This window comes from Pseudomonas sp. URMO17WK12:I6 (assembly GCF_003253625.1).
Classification (GTDB): Bacteria; Pseudomonadota; Gammaproteobacteria; order Pseudomonadales; family Pseudomonadaceae; genus Aquipseudomonas.
In genome coordinates, this window is sequence record NZ_QKYZ01000004.1 from 130,413 (window position 1) to 146,255 (window position 15,843).

At 58.6% G+C, this 15,843-nt stretch carries 16 protein-coding genes; 3 read left to right on the forward strand and 13 right to left on the reverse strand.

Going from position 1 to position 15,843, the window contains the following annotated elements:
- Positions 1–364: 364 nt before the first annotated feature.
- Positions 365–904, reverse strand: a complete 540-nt coding sequence (locus F475_RS08805; RefSeq protein WP_177431097.1) for a hypothetical protein — start codon at positions 902–904, stop codon at positions 365–367.
- Positions 905–993: 89 nt separating this feature from the next.
- The gene (locus tag F475_RS08810; protein WP_019649478.1) at positions 994–1,752 is read right to left on the reverse strand and encodes a TSUP family transporter; all 759 of its coding nucleotides are present in this window, start codon (positions 1,750–1,752) and stop codon (positions 994–996) included.
- A gap of 116 nt (positions 1,753–1,868) precedes the next feature.
- On the opposite strand from F475_RS08810, the gene F475_RS08815 reads away from it, so the two are divergent.
- The gene (locus tag F475_RS08815; protein ID WP_111453718.1) at positions 1,869–2,807 is read left to right on the forward strand and encodes a LysR family transcriptional regulator; all 939 of its coding nucleotides are present in this window, start codon (positions 1,869–1,871) and stop codon (positions 2,805–2,807) included.
- A 98-nt stretch (positions 2,808–2,905) separates the two neighbouring features.
- On the opposite strand, the gene F475_RS08820 is transcribed toward F475_RS08815, so the two are convergent.
- From F475_RS08820 to F475_RS08830, 3 genes are all read right to left on the reverse strand, one after another.
- On the reverse strand, positions 2,906–3,466 hold the full coding sequence (locus F475_RS08820) for a YSC84-related protein (protein WP_086945340.1): 561 nt from the start codon (positions 3,464–3,466) through the stop codon (positions 2,906–2,908).
- A gap of 241 nt (positions 3,467–3,707) precedes the next feature.
- Positions 3,708–3,980, reverse strand: a complete 273-nt coding sequence (locus F475_RS08825) for a hypothetical protein (protein ID WP_026331910.1) — start codon at positions 3,978–3,980, stop codon at positions 3,708–3,710.
- Between the two features lie 218 nt (positions 3,981–4,198).
- Positions 4,199–4,600 carry a GFA family protein gene (locus tag F475_RS08830; protein ID WP_111453719.1) on the reverse strand — a complete coding sequence of 134 codons (402 nt, stop codon included), beginning with the start codon at positions 4,598–4,600 and terminating at the stop codon, positions 4,199–4,201.
- A 183-nt stretch (positions 4,601–4,783) separates the two neighbouring features.
- Here F475_RS08830 and F475_RS08835 point away from each other — a divergent pair, with 183 nt between their 5' ends.
- Positions 4,784–6,145, forward strand: a complete 1,362-nt coding sequence (locus F475_RS08835) for an MATE family efflux transporter (RefSeq protein ID WP_111453720.1) — start codon at positions 4,784–4,786, stop codon at positions 6,143–6,145.
- A 181-nt stretch (positions 6,146–6,326) separates the two neighbouring features.
- Here the strand turns inward: F475_RS08835 and F475_RS08840 are convergent, their stop codons facing one another.
- From F475_RS08840 to F475_RS08870, 7 genes are all read right to left on the reverse strand, one after another.
- Positions 6,327–7,076 carry an SDR family oxidoreductase gene (locus F475_RS08840; RefSeq protein WP_111453721.1) on the reverse strand — a complete coding sequence of 250 codons (750 nt, stop codon included), beginning with the start codon at positions 7,074–7,076 and terminating at the stop codon, positions 6,327–6,329.
- 190 nt (positions 7,077–7,266) lie between these two features.
- On the reverse strand, positions 7,267–8,202 hold the full coding sequence (locus F475_RS08845) for an SdiA-regulated domain-containing protein (RefSeq protein WP_111453722.1): 936 nt from the start codon (positions 8,200–8,202) through the stop codon (positions 7,267–7,269).
- Positions 8,199–9,719 carry a glycosyltransferase family 39 protein gene (locus tag F475_RS08850; RefSeq protein WP_111453723.1) on the reverse strand — a complete coding sequence of 507 codons (1,521 nt, stop codon included), beginning with the start codon at positions 9,717–9,719 and terminating at the stop codon, positions 8,199–8,201. Before F475_RS08850 ends, F475_RS08845 begins: the two co-directional genes overlap by 4 nt.
- Before the next feature lie 3 nt (positions 9,720–9,722).
- The gene (locus F475_RS08855) at positions 9,723–10,001 is read right to left on the reverse strand and encodes a lipid-A-disaccharide synthase N-terminal domain-containing protein (protein ID WP_018928220.1); all 279 of its coding nucleotides are present in this window, start codon (positions 9,999–10,001) and stop codon (positions 9,723–9,725) included.
- Complete coding sequence (locus F475_RS08860; protein WP_018928219.1) at positions 9,998–10,738, reverse strand: glycosyltransferase family 2 protein; 741 nt, start codon at positions 10,736–10,738, stop codon at positions 9,998–10,000. Before F475_RS08860 ends, F475_RS08855 begins: the two co-directional genes overlap by 4 nt.
- Positions 10,739–10,787: 49 nt before the next feature.
- Entirely contained in the window at positions 10,788–11,765 is a 978-nt protein-coding gene (locus F475_RS08865; RefSeq protein ID WP_111453724.1) for an NAD-dependent epimerase, read from the reverse strand.
- Positions 11,766–12,044: 279 nt separating this feature from the next.
- Entirely contained in the window at positions 12,045–12,833 is a 789-nt protein-coding gene (locus tag F475_RS08870) for an alpha/beta hydrolase (protein WP_064616903.1), read from the reverse strand.
- A gap of 245 nt (positions 12,834–13,078) precedes the next feature.
- Between F475_RS08870 and F475_RS08875 the strand changes: the two genes are divergently transcribed.
- Entirely contained in the window at positions 13,079–13,897 is an 819-nt protein-coding gene (locus F475_RS08875; protein WP_018928215.1) for an aldo/keto reductase, read from the forward strand.
- Positions 13,898–13,909: 12 nt separating this feature from the next.
- Here the strand turns inward: F475_RS08875 and F475_RS08880 are convergent, their stop codons facing one another.
- Positions 13,910–15,724: a DAHL domain-containing protein gene (locus F475_RS08880; RefSeq protein WP_111453725.1), complete on the reverse strand. Its 1,815-nt coding sequence runs from the start codon at positions 15,722–15,724 to the stop codon at positions 13,910–13,912.
- Between the last annotated feature and the right edge of the window lie 119 nt (positions 15,725–15,843).

The following is a 15,843-nucleotide window of genomic DNA, read 5'->3' on the forward strand; positions in this document are numbered from 1 at the left end:
TCGATCAGACGATCCGAACCACCTTCAGCGACGCGGCTTTCAATCAGGCGATCCGAGCCGCCTTCAGCGACGACCGGGTGAGCAGGGGAAGCGGCGAAAGCGTTTACTGCAAAAACCGAGAAAGCGATGCTGAGAAGGGTTTGGCGTTTCATGATGGTGTGCTCCGGGGTGTTATTGGTTGGGTATGGAGCGGATGTTACGCCGGGGATTTTTTATGAGAACTTCATTGACGTGATGGTGACTATCGACGTCAACAATGGTTGAAACGTGGTGGACAACCCCAGCCAATCTGGCGGTGCTGGGAGTGATGCTCTATGCCGCTACAGCCAGGCTGACAACGGCGGTCAGCGGTGTAAAGAACCACTTACTTCAGCGTGAATGTTGCTTTGAGCGGCATGACTACCTTGCGCAAGTTGTCTTTGAGGGTGATTTCCAGCGTCCAGACGCCTACGGGATCGTCAGGCTCACCGATGAAACCGATCACGGGGGCGGCGAGATACATGTTGTTCGGATCCCCTTTAAGACGCCCTTGAAAACAAACGGCATCTCGCTGATTGATCGACTCTGTACCGTTCGGCCTTGTGGCTTTCAAATCGCACGTGATGTTGGCTTCGTGATTGGCATTGAGCTTCGGGTTTGCAAAAAACGTAAGCGCGAAGATCCTTTCACCTCGGCTGACTATTTGGGCTTCGGTAAATACTGGAGTGGTTTCGGCCGGCGTATTCCACTTTTTCTCCCAGTCGGGATCGGAAGTGATTAACAGCGAGCCACCAAACTCTCCGATGGTTCGTCTTGATTCAGAGTCCGGGATTGGATTGCCGTTTGAATCCTTCCAGTAGCCGGCCTGTGCACTGGTCCATGAAAGAGAAATCGCGATGAAAACGGTGAGCAATCGACGGTTCATGAACGACTCACTCTCAATAGACGATGGAAATGGCGTAATGCCTATGTGAAATGCCTTGCTCCGCTTGAGTGTAGCGGCAGAAAACACGCTTACACGAACAGGTCATAGGACAGTTTGCCGATCAGGATCAGCAGCAACACCAGGAACAGCGCCCGGACAAAGGGCACGCCTTTATGAACCGCCAGCCAGGTGCCGGTCAGCGCGCCGAGGATGTTGAATGCGGCCATGGGGATGGCGATCAGGTAGAGCACGTTACCGGTTGGAATGAAGAACATCAGCGCCGCTACGTTGGTGGCGATGTTCACCAACTTGGCCGACGCCGAGGCATGCAGGAAGTCGAAGGCGAAGCAGCGGATAAACAGGAAGATCAGGAAGCTGCCAGTGCCGGGCCCGAACAGTCCGTCGTAGAAACCGATGGCGCCGCCGATGACGATCGCCAGCAGTTTTTCCTTGGTGCCGATGTGCATGGGCTTGTGCAGGGCGCCGAAGTCCTTTTTCCAGAAGGTGTAGATCGCCATCAGCACGATCAACACCAGCACCGCTGGCCGGATCACCGACTGGGGCACGAACGACACCGTGGCCGCTCCGAAGAAGGACATGACAAACGCCGCACTGGCGGCGGGGATCACCAGACTCCAGTTGATCACCACCTTGCGCACGAAGGATCGGGCGGCGAATGCAGTGCCGCAGGCTGCCGCAACCTTGTTGGTCCCCAGCAGCGCCGCTGGTTGTGCCGTGGGTAGCACGTTGAACAGCGCGGGTATCTGGATCAGTCCACCGCCGCCCACCGCCGCATCGATCAGGCCGGCAGAGAAGGCGAATACGCAAAGGATGACAATATCGATCATGGAATCAGGCTCTGACGGTGAAAGGTGGGTGAGAGTCCGGGGTTGAACGGAAGGTTAACCAAAGCGCTTTTTTTGTGTTGCAATGCCACGTTGTGAAAAGTGCAACGAGGTGGCGCATGGCATTGGATATGTTGGGGGAACTTGAAGCCTTCGCGACGGTGGCTCGCAAGCGCAGCTTCGTCGCGGCAGCACGAACTCTGGGGCGCTCTCCCAGCGCGCTGACCCGCGCAGTTCAGGCCTTGGAGGAAAGTGTCGGAGTCAAGTTGTTCAATCGCTCCTCCAATGCCGTGAGCTTGACCGAGGCGGGTGAGCGCTTGTTGCCTCACGCTTACAAAATGCTGGATCTGCAACGTGAGGCGGATGAAGACCTGGCCGGCATCAGTGGCCAGGCCTACGGCTGGGTCCGCTTTTCCGCCCCCGAGTTTCTCGGGCACGGGGTATTGCCCCGGCTGATCGCGCAGTACGCCGAGCGTTATCCGGACGTGAACGTCGATGGGATTTTCACCGATGAAACCATCGACCCGGCCAAGAGCAAACTGGACTTCTCGATTCGCGGCGGGTATCCGCAATCCAGTGACCTGATCGGCTTTCCACTCTGGAGTTATTCACGTTATCTGTACGCCAGCCCCGAGTATCTGGAGCGGTACGGGATACCCGACTCCATCGAGGCGCTGGAGGCGCACTCGCTGATCCTGCACACGGCGCCGCGGATTCTCAAAGAGTGGAATTTTCGCAGTGAGGTGCAGGCCATCAGCGTTCGGGCTCATCCCAAGTTTCGTTTCAACTCCGGTTCGGCGGTGTTCCAGGCGGCCCTGGCAGGCCTCGGCATTGCCCGCCTGGCGGACTGGCTGGCAGAGCCCGAAGTGCAAGCGGGGCGCCTGCTGCGGGTCTGTCCCGAGTACAAACTCACCTCCAGCAGCGGTGAGAGCCCGCAGATGCACGCGGTGTACCCGGCCGGCAATCTGCCGCTGCGGGTGAAGTCGTTGCTGGAGATGATCCGTGGTTTTGGTGAAAGTCTTGATCGAAAGCATGCAGTAACGCTCCAGGGGGCCTGACGCATCACGAATCGCGGACATAAAAAAGCGGGCGCCACTCGGCTGCCCGCTTTCATTTCACTTCACCGCTTGCGCCCGCAAGCGCCAAACGACCGGTTTCAGCGCTTGATCCGGGAAATCTTGGTTCCTTCGATGCTGACCCCAGCCATTAATCCCTGCTGGTCGAAAATGAACGCGTAAGCATCGTCCTTCAGCGTGGAGCTGGACAGATTCTTCGCCACCCCTTCATCAACCACAACAACAGTGGGGCCTACGCCAATTTCCCAACCCTTGGTTTCACGTAAATAGTTCACGGCTTTATCGGTCATCAGGAACACCACATAGCCATATGACTGGGCGCCTGCCTGCAACCCCCAGGACCCGGTTACGGAGTTGTAATAGTCCTCGACTTTCTTACCCATCAACAATTCGCCTTCGCCATAGCTGCCGCCAAACACCAGGCCCGCCTTGATGATTTTCGGGAAGACAAGAATCGCTTTAGCGTCGTGTGAGATTTTTTCGGCAACTGGTCTGGCCTTGTAGAGCGTTTGCAACGCTTGCCGAGAGTCGACATTCAGATCCTCGGCGGTTGCCGCACCAGCAGTGTTCAGGAAACTTGCCGATGCCAGTGAGGCTGTCGCAAGGACGATCGATAGGAAGAACCGCATTGACTGAGTCATGTTAGTACTCCGATACGGGAGCATTGGATGTGAGCAGCAGTCAGCACCTGCCCTCGGCAGAATCCGGGCCTGCTGAAATTATCCGGCGCACCCTAAAGTGTGTGAGCTACTGGCGTCGCCCTTGAATGAAGCAGGCCAGAGGCCTGTGATCAGTAGCGATGCCATCACTGGTTTCGACCTCTGCGTGTTGGCCGGGTTCGAAAAAAACAAAACGGGCGCCTGACGAGGCGCCCGTTTCCATTTATTCCGCGGCCTGCGCCCGCAAGCGTCTGCCGATCACATCCATCAAATCACAACCATCGCGCAACGGTATGGCCAGCAGTTTGGCAAAATCCGACAGCACCACCGTGTCGCAACCGATCTCGGCGCGGAAGGCGATGTTTTCCAGCACCTGCGTGACCGCGCGGATGCGGTAGTCGGCCATGGCTTGCAGGACGTCGAGTGGGGCTTGGGTGTCGATGAGCAGGGAGGCCGGGATCAGGTCGATTCCGGTGAGGGGCATGTATCTATCCATAGGTGAAACTCCGAATCAGATTTAAAGGGACTGATCCGATCTGCAGGTCGCCAAACCTGGTCGCTTCGTGGGCGGCGGGGTGACTATAGGTTCTTCGCGCCAGTAGGGGGTAGGGGCGATTTCCGAGGTTGGTGTAGGACTTGTATGTAAAGCTGGCGTGATCAGTTTGGTTGAAAGTTGGAGTCCGGAGCATGCAGCGTTGCGTATCTGCTTAGCGCTCATTCGCACGGCGGATACGATTCGTGAAGTTCATACCATGGTGCCTTGGAGGCAACATGAATATGTTTCTGTTTCTGCGGTATGAAGGGAGTGTCCAGCGTGCCCAGAGCTACAGAAATCCAATGGGCGTACTCGCCTTGAATTCTTGACCAGAACAATGTCGAGCCACAGTGCGCACAGAACTGGCGAAGCACAGATTCGGACGAAGGGTAGGACTTGATATCAGATGCGCCGCTCAAGATCCGAAACTCACTGCGTAGAACACTGCCGTAAGTAGCGAATGCCGCCCCGTGGCTTTTCCGACACTGGCCGCAATGGCAATGATTCACCGCTTTTGGCGGAACAAGCATCTCGTAACTCACCGCTGCACAAAGGCAGCTTCCCTGGTAAACCTTCGTCACTCACTCGACCTTCCGTGAAAAATAGAAGCTTAACGACCACGCACTCATCCGTCGATCGTTCGCTTTCGGCCTAGCCCGGAAGCGGCCATTACACATCCAAATCCACAAAACAGGACCGCGTTATTCCCAGTCCCCTAGCGTAGAATTTCCAAAACGCCAGCCCCCACCCGAGACGGACCCTCAATGCAAACCCCAGCCAAACCCCAACACCCCCTCTGGCAAACCTACCTCCTATTCCTCGCCCCCATGGTCCTTTCCAACTTCCTCCAGTCCATGTCCGGCACCGTCAACAGCATCTACATCGGCCAATTGCTCGGCACCCAGGCGTTAGCGGCGGTGTCCGGCATGTTCCCCGTGGTGTTCTTCTTCATCGCCCTGGTCATTGGCCTCGGCGCCGGTGCTGGGGTGTTGATCGGTCAGGCCTGGGGCGCCCGTGAGCCGCATCTGGTGAAGGCCATCGCCGGTTCGACGTTGCTGTTGGGGGCGATGATCGGGTTGGTGGCGGCGGTGTTGGGCAGTGTGTTTGCCCGGCCGGCGTTGCAGGGGTTGGGCACGCCGGGGGATGTGCTGGACGATGCGGTGGCGTATGCCCATGTGATGATGTGGATTTTGCCGTCGCTGTTGGTGTTTGTGTTGTTCACGCAGTTGCTGCGTGGGGTGAGCGATACGCTGTCGCCGTTGTTGGCGCTGGTGGTGTCGACGTGTGTCGGGCTGGCGCTGACGCCGGCGTTGATTCTCGGGTGGTTGGGGCTGCCGCCGATGGGGATTCAGAGTGCGGCGTGGGCGGGGTTGGTGGGTAACTTGTCGGCGATGGGGTGGCTGGCGTGGCGGTTGATTCGCAAGGGGCATCCGTTGGCGCCGGATCGGGAGATGTTTGCGGCGATGCGGCTCGACAGGGTCATCCTCGGCAAGGTGTTGCGCATCGGGCTGCCGACCGGGTTGCAGATGGTGGTGCTGTCGTTGTCGGAGTTAGTGATTCTGGCGCTGGTGAACCAGCACGGTTCCCAGGCGACGGCGGCGTACGGGGCGGTGACGCAGATCGTCAATTACGTGCAGTTCCCGGCGCTGTCAATTGCGATCACTGCGTCGATCCTTGGCGCGCAGGCGATCGGGGCAGGGCGCATTGAGCGCATGGGGGCGATTTTGCGCACCGGGTTGTTGATCAATGTGTGCCTGACCGGTGGCCTGGTGCTGTTGGGGTATCTGCTGTCGCACTGGTTGCTGGGGTTGTTTCTTACGGATGATTCCACCCGGGCAATGGCCGAGCACTTGTTGCACATCATGCTCTGGAGCCTGCTGGTGTTTGGTTTTCAGGCGATTGTCGGCGGCATCATGCGCGCCAGCGGCACGGTATTGGTGCCGGTCGCGGTGTCGATCGTTTGCGTGGTCGGGGTGCAGTTGCCGGTGGCGTATCTGCTGGATACGCGCTTCGGGCTGCCAGGGGTGTGGATGGCGTTTCCAGTGGCGTATCTGGGCATGCTGATGCTGCAGACGCTGTACTACAAAATGGTCTGGCAGCATCAGAAGATCGAGCGGTTGGTCTAGGGGGCGTTCTCCATTAGTTTCCCGGCCCTTCGGGTCGTGCCTTAAAGCGGGCCAGCCTGCGTTGCAGGCCTTGGAAAGGGAACAACCATTCCCAGCAGCCTGCGCCTTGCCTGGCTCGCTTTAAGGCGACAACGCGGCGGGGAAACTAATGGAGAACGCCCCCTAGGCCCTCGACGGCCCCTCAACTATTGCTCTTGAGCCAGGTTTCGAAGCGTGTCGGCCCGACGATGGGGTGCTCTCCCGGCGTCAGCGAGTGGTCATCGATCGGCGCGCCGAAGTAGGGAACCGTGTCGTCCGGTTGGGCCTGGCGCGGGTCGTTGGTGTGTTGCAAAAACAAGCGCACGAACTCCACCAGCGGCCAGCGCTCAGGCCCGGCCACTTCCAGGGTGTTATTGCTCGGCGCTTGCACCGCGACTTTCGCCAGCGCCATCGCGACATCGGTTGCGGCAATCGGCTGCAACGCGGCGGAGGTCAAGCGCACGGTGTCGCCTTCCTGTACGCCCGAGTGGGAAATGGCCCCGATGAATTCGAAGAACTGCGTGGCCCGCAGGATTGTGTAAGGAATGCCTGAGTTCTTGATGAGTTGTTCCTGGGCCATTTTTGCCCGGAAATAGCCGCTGTCGAGCATGCGCTCGGTGCCTACCACCGAAAGCGCGACATGGTGTTTGACCCCGGCGGCCTTCTCGGCGGCGAGCAGGTTGCGCCCGGAGGTTTCGAAGAACTCGAGCACGGCAGCATCTTCGAAGGAGGGCGAGTTGGCCACGTCGACCACCACATCGGCGCCGTGCAAGGCGTTTTGCAAGCCCTCGCCGGTGAGGGCGTTGACGCCGGTGCTCGGTGATGCGGCCAGGGTTTCATGCCCCAGGTCTTGCAGGTTTTTGCAGAGCTGCCTGCCGATCAGCCCGGTACCGCCAATCACGACGATTTTCATGACGAGTCTCCCGATGCGTGCGCAGTGGGGTGCGAGGTGTCAGCCCCGCTTGGACGTCGTATTTCTGGTCGGGATGGGGGGCTGGCTTGGAATCCTGCAACCATTAAAGACCCGGAATGTCCTCAATGGCGCAGAGATTGGAAACTAGTCCGATAGATGGTCGGGGCCGGCCCATCCGGTGCAAAACCCATTATTGCTTCTGCTGATTTTCCGCCACAGCAGCTTTGGACTTGGAGAACCGATAGAACAGGTTGGGCTCGCTCACAATGTACAGCTCGCCGGAGGTGTCCATGGTCATGCCTTCGGCTTGCGGTATGGTTTTTTTCAGGTCATTCAGGCCGAGCAGGGAGCGGAAGCTGACGAAGTTGCCGTCCTGGTCCAGTTCGGTCACGTTGCTGGATTGCTCGCTCAATAACAGCAAGTGACCGGTCCGCGGGTCGTAGTATCCCTCGGAAAGGTCCAGGCCGAAGACGCTACGGTCGATCCAGTGGGTCAAGTCCTGGATGTGCACCTGCAACGGGCTGCCGATGGACGCCAGCATGCCCGTGACCGTAAACAGCTGCCGCGGATCGCGTTCCTTGATCGCGAAGATACGGTCATTGGCCGCATCATAGGTCACGCCTTCAAAGCCCTTGTTGTGTTCGCTCAGGTTGATCTCGATGGCAACGAACGGGGCGTTCTCGACATGGATCGGGCCAGGGCTGTCCGGCAAGGTGATGACGTACAGTCGCTGCAACTGTTCATCGGCGATCACTACGCGTCCGTTACCCAGGTAAGCAAGGCCTTCGGTGTCCTGGAAGCCGATCAGCGGGTAACGTTCAAGCAGATCGCCGTTGCGGTTCATGGCCACAATCTGCATGGGCCCACCATTGGTGATGCCCAGCAGTCGATCATGGTCCGGGTCATAGGCGATGCCGGACAGATTGGTGATGTCCGCGACAGGCTTGGCCTGGATCACGGCTTTATAGTCCGGCAGCCAGATATTTTTATCGGGCGCCTGATTACCATGCCAAAGAGTTTTCCAGTACGCATACAGCTGCTGGTGAACCATGAAATGTGCAGAAACCACGTAGGCGCCAAGCAATACAACAATGAACAATATCCCCAGCTTCCCTCTCTTGCTCATGACTTGTCCTTGTCCCAGCTGAAGCGATAGACCTTTTTGGGTTGTCCGGGCTGGCATTGGCCGTTATCGGCATCGGCGCCGACGATCGACCATTGCGCGCGAGACGTTTCGCCGAGCTCATGAGCGGCCTCGGGATTGAAACACTTGCTCAGCACTTCGTCCGGGACCAGGGCGTAGGCATCACGGTGTTCGCGTAGCCATTGCGCCGCTTGTTCGACCGAGGAACTGCTCATCCCGAAATGCACGATCGGCTGCCGGGCGAATAACCAGTGGCCCTCGCGCCAGTCGACCAGCACCAGCTCGGCACCGTGGGTCATGGTCGCCGCCTGCGCCATGATCGCTTCGTGGGGGTTCGGACCTTCCTTGATCGGCTCGATGAACCCGCGGGCGAACCACAGAACGAACCAGGCCACCACGATCGCCCGGAATACCCGCATACCGCGCGGACGTTTTCCGAACCAGCGCTTGAGCAGCCAGGGAATCAGCGGCGCCGCCACCAGCACCAGACCGGGCAATGCCGGATAGATGTACAACTTGCGCTTGCCGGTGCTCAGGCAGAAAAACAGCACCACCAGCACGACCCAGCTCAACAGCACCAGCACTCGACCGTCGTGCTTGCGCAGTTGCTTGCGCCAGGCCGGCACCAGCCATGGCAGGGCCAGCACCAACGGCAGCCAGTATTGCGGGATCACGTTGACGAAGAAGTACCAGAACGGTTCGCGATGGTCCCACGCGGCGGCATAGCGTCCCGCTGTCTGGCGCAGCAGGATTTCTCGCGCATAGGCGACTTCTTCCGCGGTGCCATTGAGCACAATGGACAGTGCCAGAGGCAGCAGCCAGATCGCGATAGCCCCGAGCGCCACCAGAAAGCCCAGGAACCATTTGCGCTTCTGGCCGGGCATGGCCACCACGCCGGACCAGTTTTTGCGCACCGCGTAGGCATACGGAATCAGCATCAAGGCCGGGACGAAGCCGACCCCTTTGGTGATTATGCCAATTCCCATGGCGGCGCAGCCCACGTAAAACCAGCGCCAGGCTGGCCCGAGCAGCAGGTGCCGCGCCAGTCCGTACAGGCCCAGGGAGGTAAACAGAATCAACAGGCTGTCGATCTGGCCGGTACGCAGGATGCTGTAAGTCTGATAGGTGGCCAGGTACAACAGCGCGGCTATTCGACCGATGCGCTGATTCCACAGCCGGCGGCCCAGGTCGTAGACCACGGCCGTGACCGTCGCCGCCGACAACATCCCCGGAATATACAGGGCGAGGGCGGGCAGGCCGGTGAGCCACGCGAAGAACGCCACCATCCACATGAAGACCGGCGGTTTATCGCCGTAGATCTCCGCAGCGCGGTGAGGGATGAACCATGACCCGTTGTGCAGCATCTCCAGCGCTACGCCGAGGAAACGTTCCTCGTCGACGTTTTGCGGTTGACGCAGCCCCAGGCCAGCGCCGATCAACAGCAAGGCAAGCAGCACCAGGCCCAGGCATTCGATGCTGGGCGACAGGGTTTTACGCATGGCTCAGTCCTTCAGGTGTTTGGTGCGGGCAATCAATTGCAAATTGCGCAGATAGACGATGGAACCAAAGGCCTGGCCAGCGATGAACACCGGGTCTGCCCGGTAAATGGCATAAGCGAGCAGCAGCGCGCTGCCGACAATGCTCAGGTACCAGAAACTCACCGGGATCACGCTGCGTTTTTTGTACTCGCTATACAGCCACTGCAGGATGAAGCGACCGGTAAAGGCGATCTGGCCAGCGAAGCCGACCACCAGCCACAGGGTTTCGCGGGAGAGGTTCATCCTTCGATCTCCTGCGCGTTGGTGTTCAACCGCGTGCGCTTGATCAGCCACCACACACCGAACAGGTCAAGAATACCCACCAGGGCGCGGTCGATGTTGCCGTATTTGGACACGCCCGCGGTGCGGGGCCGGTGGTTGACCGGGTGGACGATCATTCGGCCGTTGTGACGCTGGATCAGCGCGGGAATGTACCGATGCATGTGGTCGAAGTACGGCAGGCGCAGAAACGCCGCGCGTTCGATCAGCTTCAGCCCGCAGCCGGTGTCCGGGGTATCGTCATTGAGCAGGCGGCGACGCAGCCCGTTGGCAAAACGCGAAGCCCAGCGTTTGCTTGCGGTATCGCGGCGGTTGACCCGGTGCCCGGCTACCAGCTGAACGTCGACCAGACCCTTTTCACCGCGCACCAGCGCCAACATCCCGGGGATGTCCGCGGGGTCGTTTTGACCGTCGCCATCAAGCGTGGCCAGCCATTGCCCCCGGGCGGCGATTGCCGCGTGGTAGAGGGAGGTGCTTTGCCCCAGCGAGCGCTCATGGCGCAGGATGCGCAACGCGTCCAGGCCATTGTTTTTCAGCTGCCGCAGCTCATGCAGGGTGGAGTCGGTGCTGCCATCGTCCACCACAATGATTTCGTAGGCCTCACCGTTCAATGCGGCGTGGACTTCCTCAAGTAACGGCTTGAGGTTGTTTGCTTCATTCTTTGCTGGAATCAATACAGATACAAAAATGTCTTGGCTCATAGAGTCCTCTCCCTTGCTCCCTGGTCTATTTTTATCAAGGGCTAACGTTTTATATCTGATAGAAGTGGCGATACCACTTCACAAATTCCGCTACGCCAGTTTCAACCGCCACTTGAGGGCGGAAATCGACCCACTCGGCCAGCGCCGAAATGTCGGCCCAGGTCTTGATCACATCGCCTGCCTGTAGCGGCATGAAATTGCGTTGGGCCTTGATGCCCAGCGCCGATTCCAGGCAGTCGACAAACTCCAGCAGTGGCACGGGTTGGCCACGGCCGATGTTGAAAATCCGGTTTACGCCAGCGCCCGGCTCGTTCGGCACCGGTGGCTTGGAGCGCAGGCGGGCGACGCTTTCAACGATGTCGTCGACATAGGTGAAATCGCGCGACATCTGGCCATGGTTATAGATGTCGATCGGCAAGCCTTTCAGGATCGCCTCGGTAAACTTGAACAGCGCCATGTCGGGGCGCCCCCAAGGTCCGTAAACGGTGAAAAAGCGCAGGCCGCTGGCCTTCAGGCCATAAAGGTGGCAATAGCTGTGCGCCAGCAGTTCATTGGCGCGTTTGCTGGCGGCGTACAGCGAAATGGGGTGATCGACGGCGTCTTCGACACAGAACGGCATTTTGCTGTTGGTGCCATACACCGAGCTGCTCGAGGCATAGATCAAATGCGCGGGGCGATGTTGCCGGCAAGCTTCCAGCACATTCAGAAAGCCCACCAGATTGGACTGCGCATAGACATCCGGGTTGTCCAGTGAATAGCGAACACCCGCCTGGGCGGCCAGGTGCACAACCTCGGTGAAAGCATGGTCTGTGAACAAGGCCATCAAGGCCGGTTTGTCGACGATGTCCAAGGCCTGGAAACGAAAGCCCGGCAAGGATTCAAGCTCTTTGAGCCGTGCGTGTTTGAGTTCTACGCTGTAATAGTCGTTGAGATTGTCGATACCGACGACTTCAAGGCCTTCTTGACACAAACGCTTGACGGTGTGATACCCAATAAAACCGGCGGCGCCAGTAACCAGAACCGTCATGAGGCCTGCGCCTGTGCGTGACTGATTCCGATTCTGCGCAAAGGGCGCTTTTGCATCACAATCCCCTGTAAGTACTCGCTGATCAGTATATTTTTTGGGCTTTTTGCCACCATTGGCTCCATGCCTTGCTCCATTGTATTGGTAAAGTTCTGTGCAGTGCACATCATGAGCCGCAGAAATGGCAGCCGTATACCCTGCCAGTTGGATTGTAAAAAAAACGTTAAGTAATTACTTCGTTTTTCTGACCGCCTGCTTAAAGGCGTGCTGGTATGAGGGTGCTCACAACGCGGCGCCTAGCATTTTCAGGTAGTTGGGGCTCTCGGAGATCGAGTTGTGGCCCGTGTCCGGTATGACCTGCAGCGAGGCCACGCCTTTGGCGAAATGGGTGTAGAGCCGGTCTGTGCTTGCGCGCGGTATGACTTCGTCGTGCTCGGCCGCAACCAACAGCGTCGGGACGGTGATGTGAGCGGCGTATTTCCAGGATTCGAATTTGTCCTGCAACAGCCATTTCACCGGGAACCAGGGAAACTGGCGGGCGGCGAGGTCTTCAAGGCTGTTGTAGGGCGTGATCAGGATCAGCCGCGACGCCGGGCGCTGGCTGGCGAGGCGCACGGCAACGCCTGAACCCAGGCTGCGTCCGATCACTGCAATATCGGGATGGCTGTTGTAGACATAGTCGAACAAGGCCATGGCGTCACGCTGAATCGCCTCCTCGGACGGCGACCCGGTACTGCCACCGTAGCCTCGGTAATGCAGCAAGTAGATCGCATGATCCGCAAACGCTTGCGAAAACCCGGGCAGGCTGCGGGAAACGTCCTCGGCATTGCCACCAAAGTAGATCAACGCCTTCGGCCCGTCGTGCGGCCTGACGGTCACCAGCACCTGCGCGTCGGCGACTGACAAGGTAAGAAGCGATTCGGGTGTGTCGATGGCGCGAGGTTGCGGGTAGTAGATGAGGGCCCGTTGAAACACGAACAGCGCGACGCAGAGCAGCAGGTATGCAACGGCAATGAAAGCGAAGATAGACACCAGGGTTCGCGACATTCGGCTAAGTTTAGTGGACGGCATGGACTGCTTCGGGCCTTGAGACAGCTATTGCTGGAGCGTCGCCAGAGTGTAGTCCAGCAATTTCAGCTGTGCAGAAGCGCCGCCCAATGCCCGTGTGGGTGCGAGCACCTGTGGCGAGGGGGCTCGCCCCCGTTGGGTCGCGAAGCGGCCCCAAAACCTGCAATCGCGGTACACCACATGCAATGGTTTACGACTGCTGCGCAGCCGAACGGGGGCAAGCCCCCTCGCCACACGGAGGCAAGAACATGCTGACCCGAGCCATTCCTTCCAGCAACGAGCCGTTGCCCATCGTCGGCCTGGGTACTTATCGCGGTTTTGATGTCACGCCAGCCGACGCTGCTTACAAGCAACTGCAGGCGGTGCTCAGCGCGTTGTTCGAGAAGGGTGGAAAGGTGATCGACAGTTCGCCCATGTACGGTCGCGCCGAGCAGACCACCGGTGAGCTGCTGTCGATCCATCGCCCTCGCTCGCCGGCCTTCCTGGCCACCAAGGTCTGGACCCGTGGCCGCGAAGAAGGCATCGCGCAGATGGAGCAGTCGTTCAAACTGTTGCAGACCGACCGGATCGACCTGATGCAGATTCACAACCTGCTGGACTGGAAAACCCATTTGCCGACCTTGCGTCAATGGAAGGCAGAAGGGCGCATCCGCTACATCGGCATCAGCCATTACACGGCGTCGGCCTACGACGAAGTGGAGGCGGTGTTGAAAGGCGAGCCGATGGATTTTTTGCAGATCAACTATGCCCTGGACGACCGCGCTGTCGAAAAGCGAATTCTGCCGCTGTGTCGTGAGCGCGGTGTGGCGGTGATCTGCAATCGGCCCTTCGGTGGCGGCGGCCTGATCGCTCGATTGAAAGGCAAACCGCTACCGGGGTGGGCTGCGCAAGTGGGGATCAACAGCTGGGCGCAACTGGCGCTCAAGTTCCTGCTGGCTCATCCGGCGGTGACCTGCGTCATCCCCGGCACCGGCAACCCGCGCTACATGGCGGAAAACGCCGGTGCAGGTTTCGGCCCGATGCTCACGGATGCACAGCGCCAGCAATTGATTGCGCTGGTGGGGTAGCCAGGTTGACGGCTACAGGCTTACGGCGGCTGGCATTACTTGCGCCATCTCCAGCGGAATTTCCAGGGTAAAAATCGCTCCCTGGCCGGGTCCATCGCTATGGACGCGAAGGTGCCCGTTCATTTCCACCGCCGCGAGTGCGCAACTGTGCAGGCCAAAACCATGACCTTCCTTGCGCGTGGTAAAGCCGTGATTGAAGATGCGGGCCATGTTCTCGGCGGCGATCCCTTCGCCCTGATCCTCTACGCTGAAGCGCAGCGTTGCGTTATCGATAATCCTGACGCCCAGCGTCATACGGCGCTGATGATCGCTGACCCTGGACATCGCATATTTGGCATTGCTGATCAGGTTGATCAGGATCAACAACAGTCGGTGTTTGTCGCCGATGATGGTCGGTGTGGCCTGGTAGTCTTTAATGACCGTGACATGGTGCCGGCTCAAGGCGCCGGAATTCATGCGTAACGCATCTTCGAACAGATCGACGACATTCAACGGCTCGACCAGCCGGGCGGCGCCGGCATAGGCCTGTTGGGTGGCAACAATATCTTTGATGTGATCGATGCTCTTGGTGAGTTGCGCCAGCTCGTCAACGATGCTCGATTGCTCGGTCGCGATGGAATCGACCAGTTGATTGAAGTAAAGGGGCAGCAGTTTGCCTTTTTCATCGTGCGTTATGAACTGCCCCAGGTCTTCGGCATGTTCATTGATCATTTTTACCGCTTTGCCCAGGCCGAGGGTTTTGCTGGTCGACAATTTGCGGGTGATCAATTCCGCGGAGACGTTAACGCTATTCAACACATTACCGACGTTGTGCAGCACGTTGGTCGCGATCTCTGCCATACCGGCCATCCGCGCGGCGTCGATCAGTTCGCGCTCGGCTTCCAACAGTTCATGGGTGCGTTCCTCGACGCGTTGCTCCAGCCGCTCGTTCGCTGTCTGCAATTGGTTGTTCATCTTGTTGATCAGCGCATAACTGCGAATCAGACGGGCCGCCAGGTACAGCAACAGCAGCGCCATGATGCCAGCGCAGATCCCCAGGTAGAGGTGGTATTGGCGATCTGTCGCGGCTGTGCGCCGTTGTGTCTCGTTCAATAACTCGTTGATGCTGTCCAGTTGCTGTGCGACCGGAATGACACTGATGCGATCAACCAGGTCATTGACGATGGGCTGCTCTCGCACAATGGCATTCACAGCGTCTACAAGTGCAGTGAAAGTCGGGCGCCGTTCAGGCGGCAGTTGATTGATGTACTCATTCAGGTATTCCAGATGCCCGGAGATTTCCTCAGCCCGTTCGCTGCTGACATAGAGGGCGTACTCAAGGGTGTCCAAGGTAAGGTCGAACACCACTGACGCCGCCCGAGCATCCACCGACGAGAGTTTGTCGTTGGAATCTTCCTGCAACACCCGAATGGCATCTTCCAGCGTAGGCAGGGCCTCGAATGCTGTTCGCAAGGCCGTGTTGTGCTGTTTGAATTGCTCAACCAACCGGGCTTTGTTTTCTACCGCTTCCAGATAACCCTGACGTCGGGTTTGCCAAAGGGTCGGGAGCGGGCCGACAGCGTTGAGGCTATCGAGCTGTTGCCAGCGCTCTTCCGCTTCAGGCGGCGCCACCAGCAACAGGTTGTTGTTCATGCCGATTTTTGCTCGCAGGAGCTTCACGTTCCAATTGGCATCGTATTGCTTGAGTTGACGCACGAAGTCGCGCGACTCGAAGTAGGTCGATGTGTCGTACGAGTAGGATTTGATCAGCAAAAATATCAGTACGCTGAAGAGGGTCAGTGCAATGGCTGCCAAGGCAGACCATTTGTAATGATTAGAAATCTGCATGGCGGCATTCCTCCCTGATACAGGCTGTCCTGAGAGAGAGAGGCTGCCAACGGTCAATTAATTCCATTTTTTGCGCTCCCTGCAGAATGACGAGGCATCGCCACGTCATCCGTAAGCCT

What these genes read in the sequence shown, in the direction of transcription:
- F475_RS08840 (WP_111453721.1), bottom strand. Translation starts at nt 7,076, where the DNA reads ATGAAAATCGTCGTGATTGGCGGTACCGGGCTGATCGGCAGGCAGCTC.
- F475_RS08820 (WP_086945340.1), bottom strand. Translation starts at nt 3,466, where the DNA reads ATGACTCAGTCAATGCGGTTCTTCCTATCGATCGTCCTTGCGACAGCC.
- F475_RS08810 (WP_019649478.1), bottom strand. Translation starts at nt 1,752, where the DNA reads ATGATCGATATTGTCATCCTTTGCGTATTCGCCTTCTCTGCCGGCCTG.
- F475_RS08880 (WP_111453725.1), bottom strand. Translation starts at nt 15,724, where the DNA reads ATGCAGATTTCTAATCATTACAAATGGTCTGCCTTGGCAGCCATTGCA.
- F475_RS08850 (WP_111453723.1), bottom strand. Translation starts at nt 9,719, where the DNA reads ATGCGTAAAACCCTGTCGCCCAGCATCGAATGCCTGGGCCTGGTGCTG.
- F475_RS08845 (WP_111453722.1), bottom strand. Translation starts at nt 8,202, where the DNA reads ATGAGCAAGAGAGGGAAGCTGGGGATATTGTTCATTGTTGTATTGCTT.
- F475_RS08870 (WP_064616903.1), bottom strand. Translation starts at nt 12,833, where the DNA reads ATGCCGTCCACTAAACTTAGCCGAATGTCGCGAACCCTGGTGTCTATC.
- F475_RS08825 (WP_026331910.1), bottom strand. Translation starts at nt 3,980, where the DNA reads ATGGATAGATACATGCCCCTCACCGGAATCGACCTGATCCCGGCCTCC.
- F475_RS08815 (WP_111453718.1), top strand. Translation starts at nt 1,869, where the DNA reads ATGGCATTGGATATGTTGGGGGAACTTGAAGCCTTCGCGACGGTGGCT.
- F475_RS08855 (WP_018928220.1), bottom strand. Translation starts at nt 10,001, where the DNA reads ATGAACCTCTCCCGCGAAACCCTGTGGCTGGTGGTCGGCTTCGCTGGC.
- F475_RS08860 (WP_018928219.1), bottom strand. Translation starts at nt 10,738, where the DNA reads ATGAGCCAAGACATTTTTGTATCTGTATTGATTCCAGCAAAGAATGAA.
- F475_RS08805 (WP_177431097.1), bottom strand. Translation starts at nt 904, where the DNA reads ATGAACCGTCGATTGCTCACCGTTTTCATCGCGATTTCTCTTTCATGG.
- F475_RS08875 (WP_018928215.1), top strand. Translation starts at nt 13,079, where the DNA reads ATGCTGACCCGAGCCATTCCTTCCAGCAACGAGCCGTTGCCCATCGTC.
- F475_RS08865 (WP_111453724.1), bottom strand. Translation starts at nt 11,765, where the DNA reads ATGACGGTTCTGGTTACTGGCGCCGCCGGTTTTATTGGGTATCACACC.
- F475_RS08835 (WP_111453720.1), top strand. Translation starts at nt 4,784, where the DNA reads ATGCAAACCCCAGCCAAACCCCAACACCCCCTCTGGCAAACCTACCTC.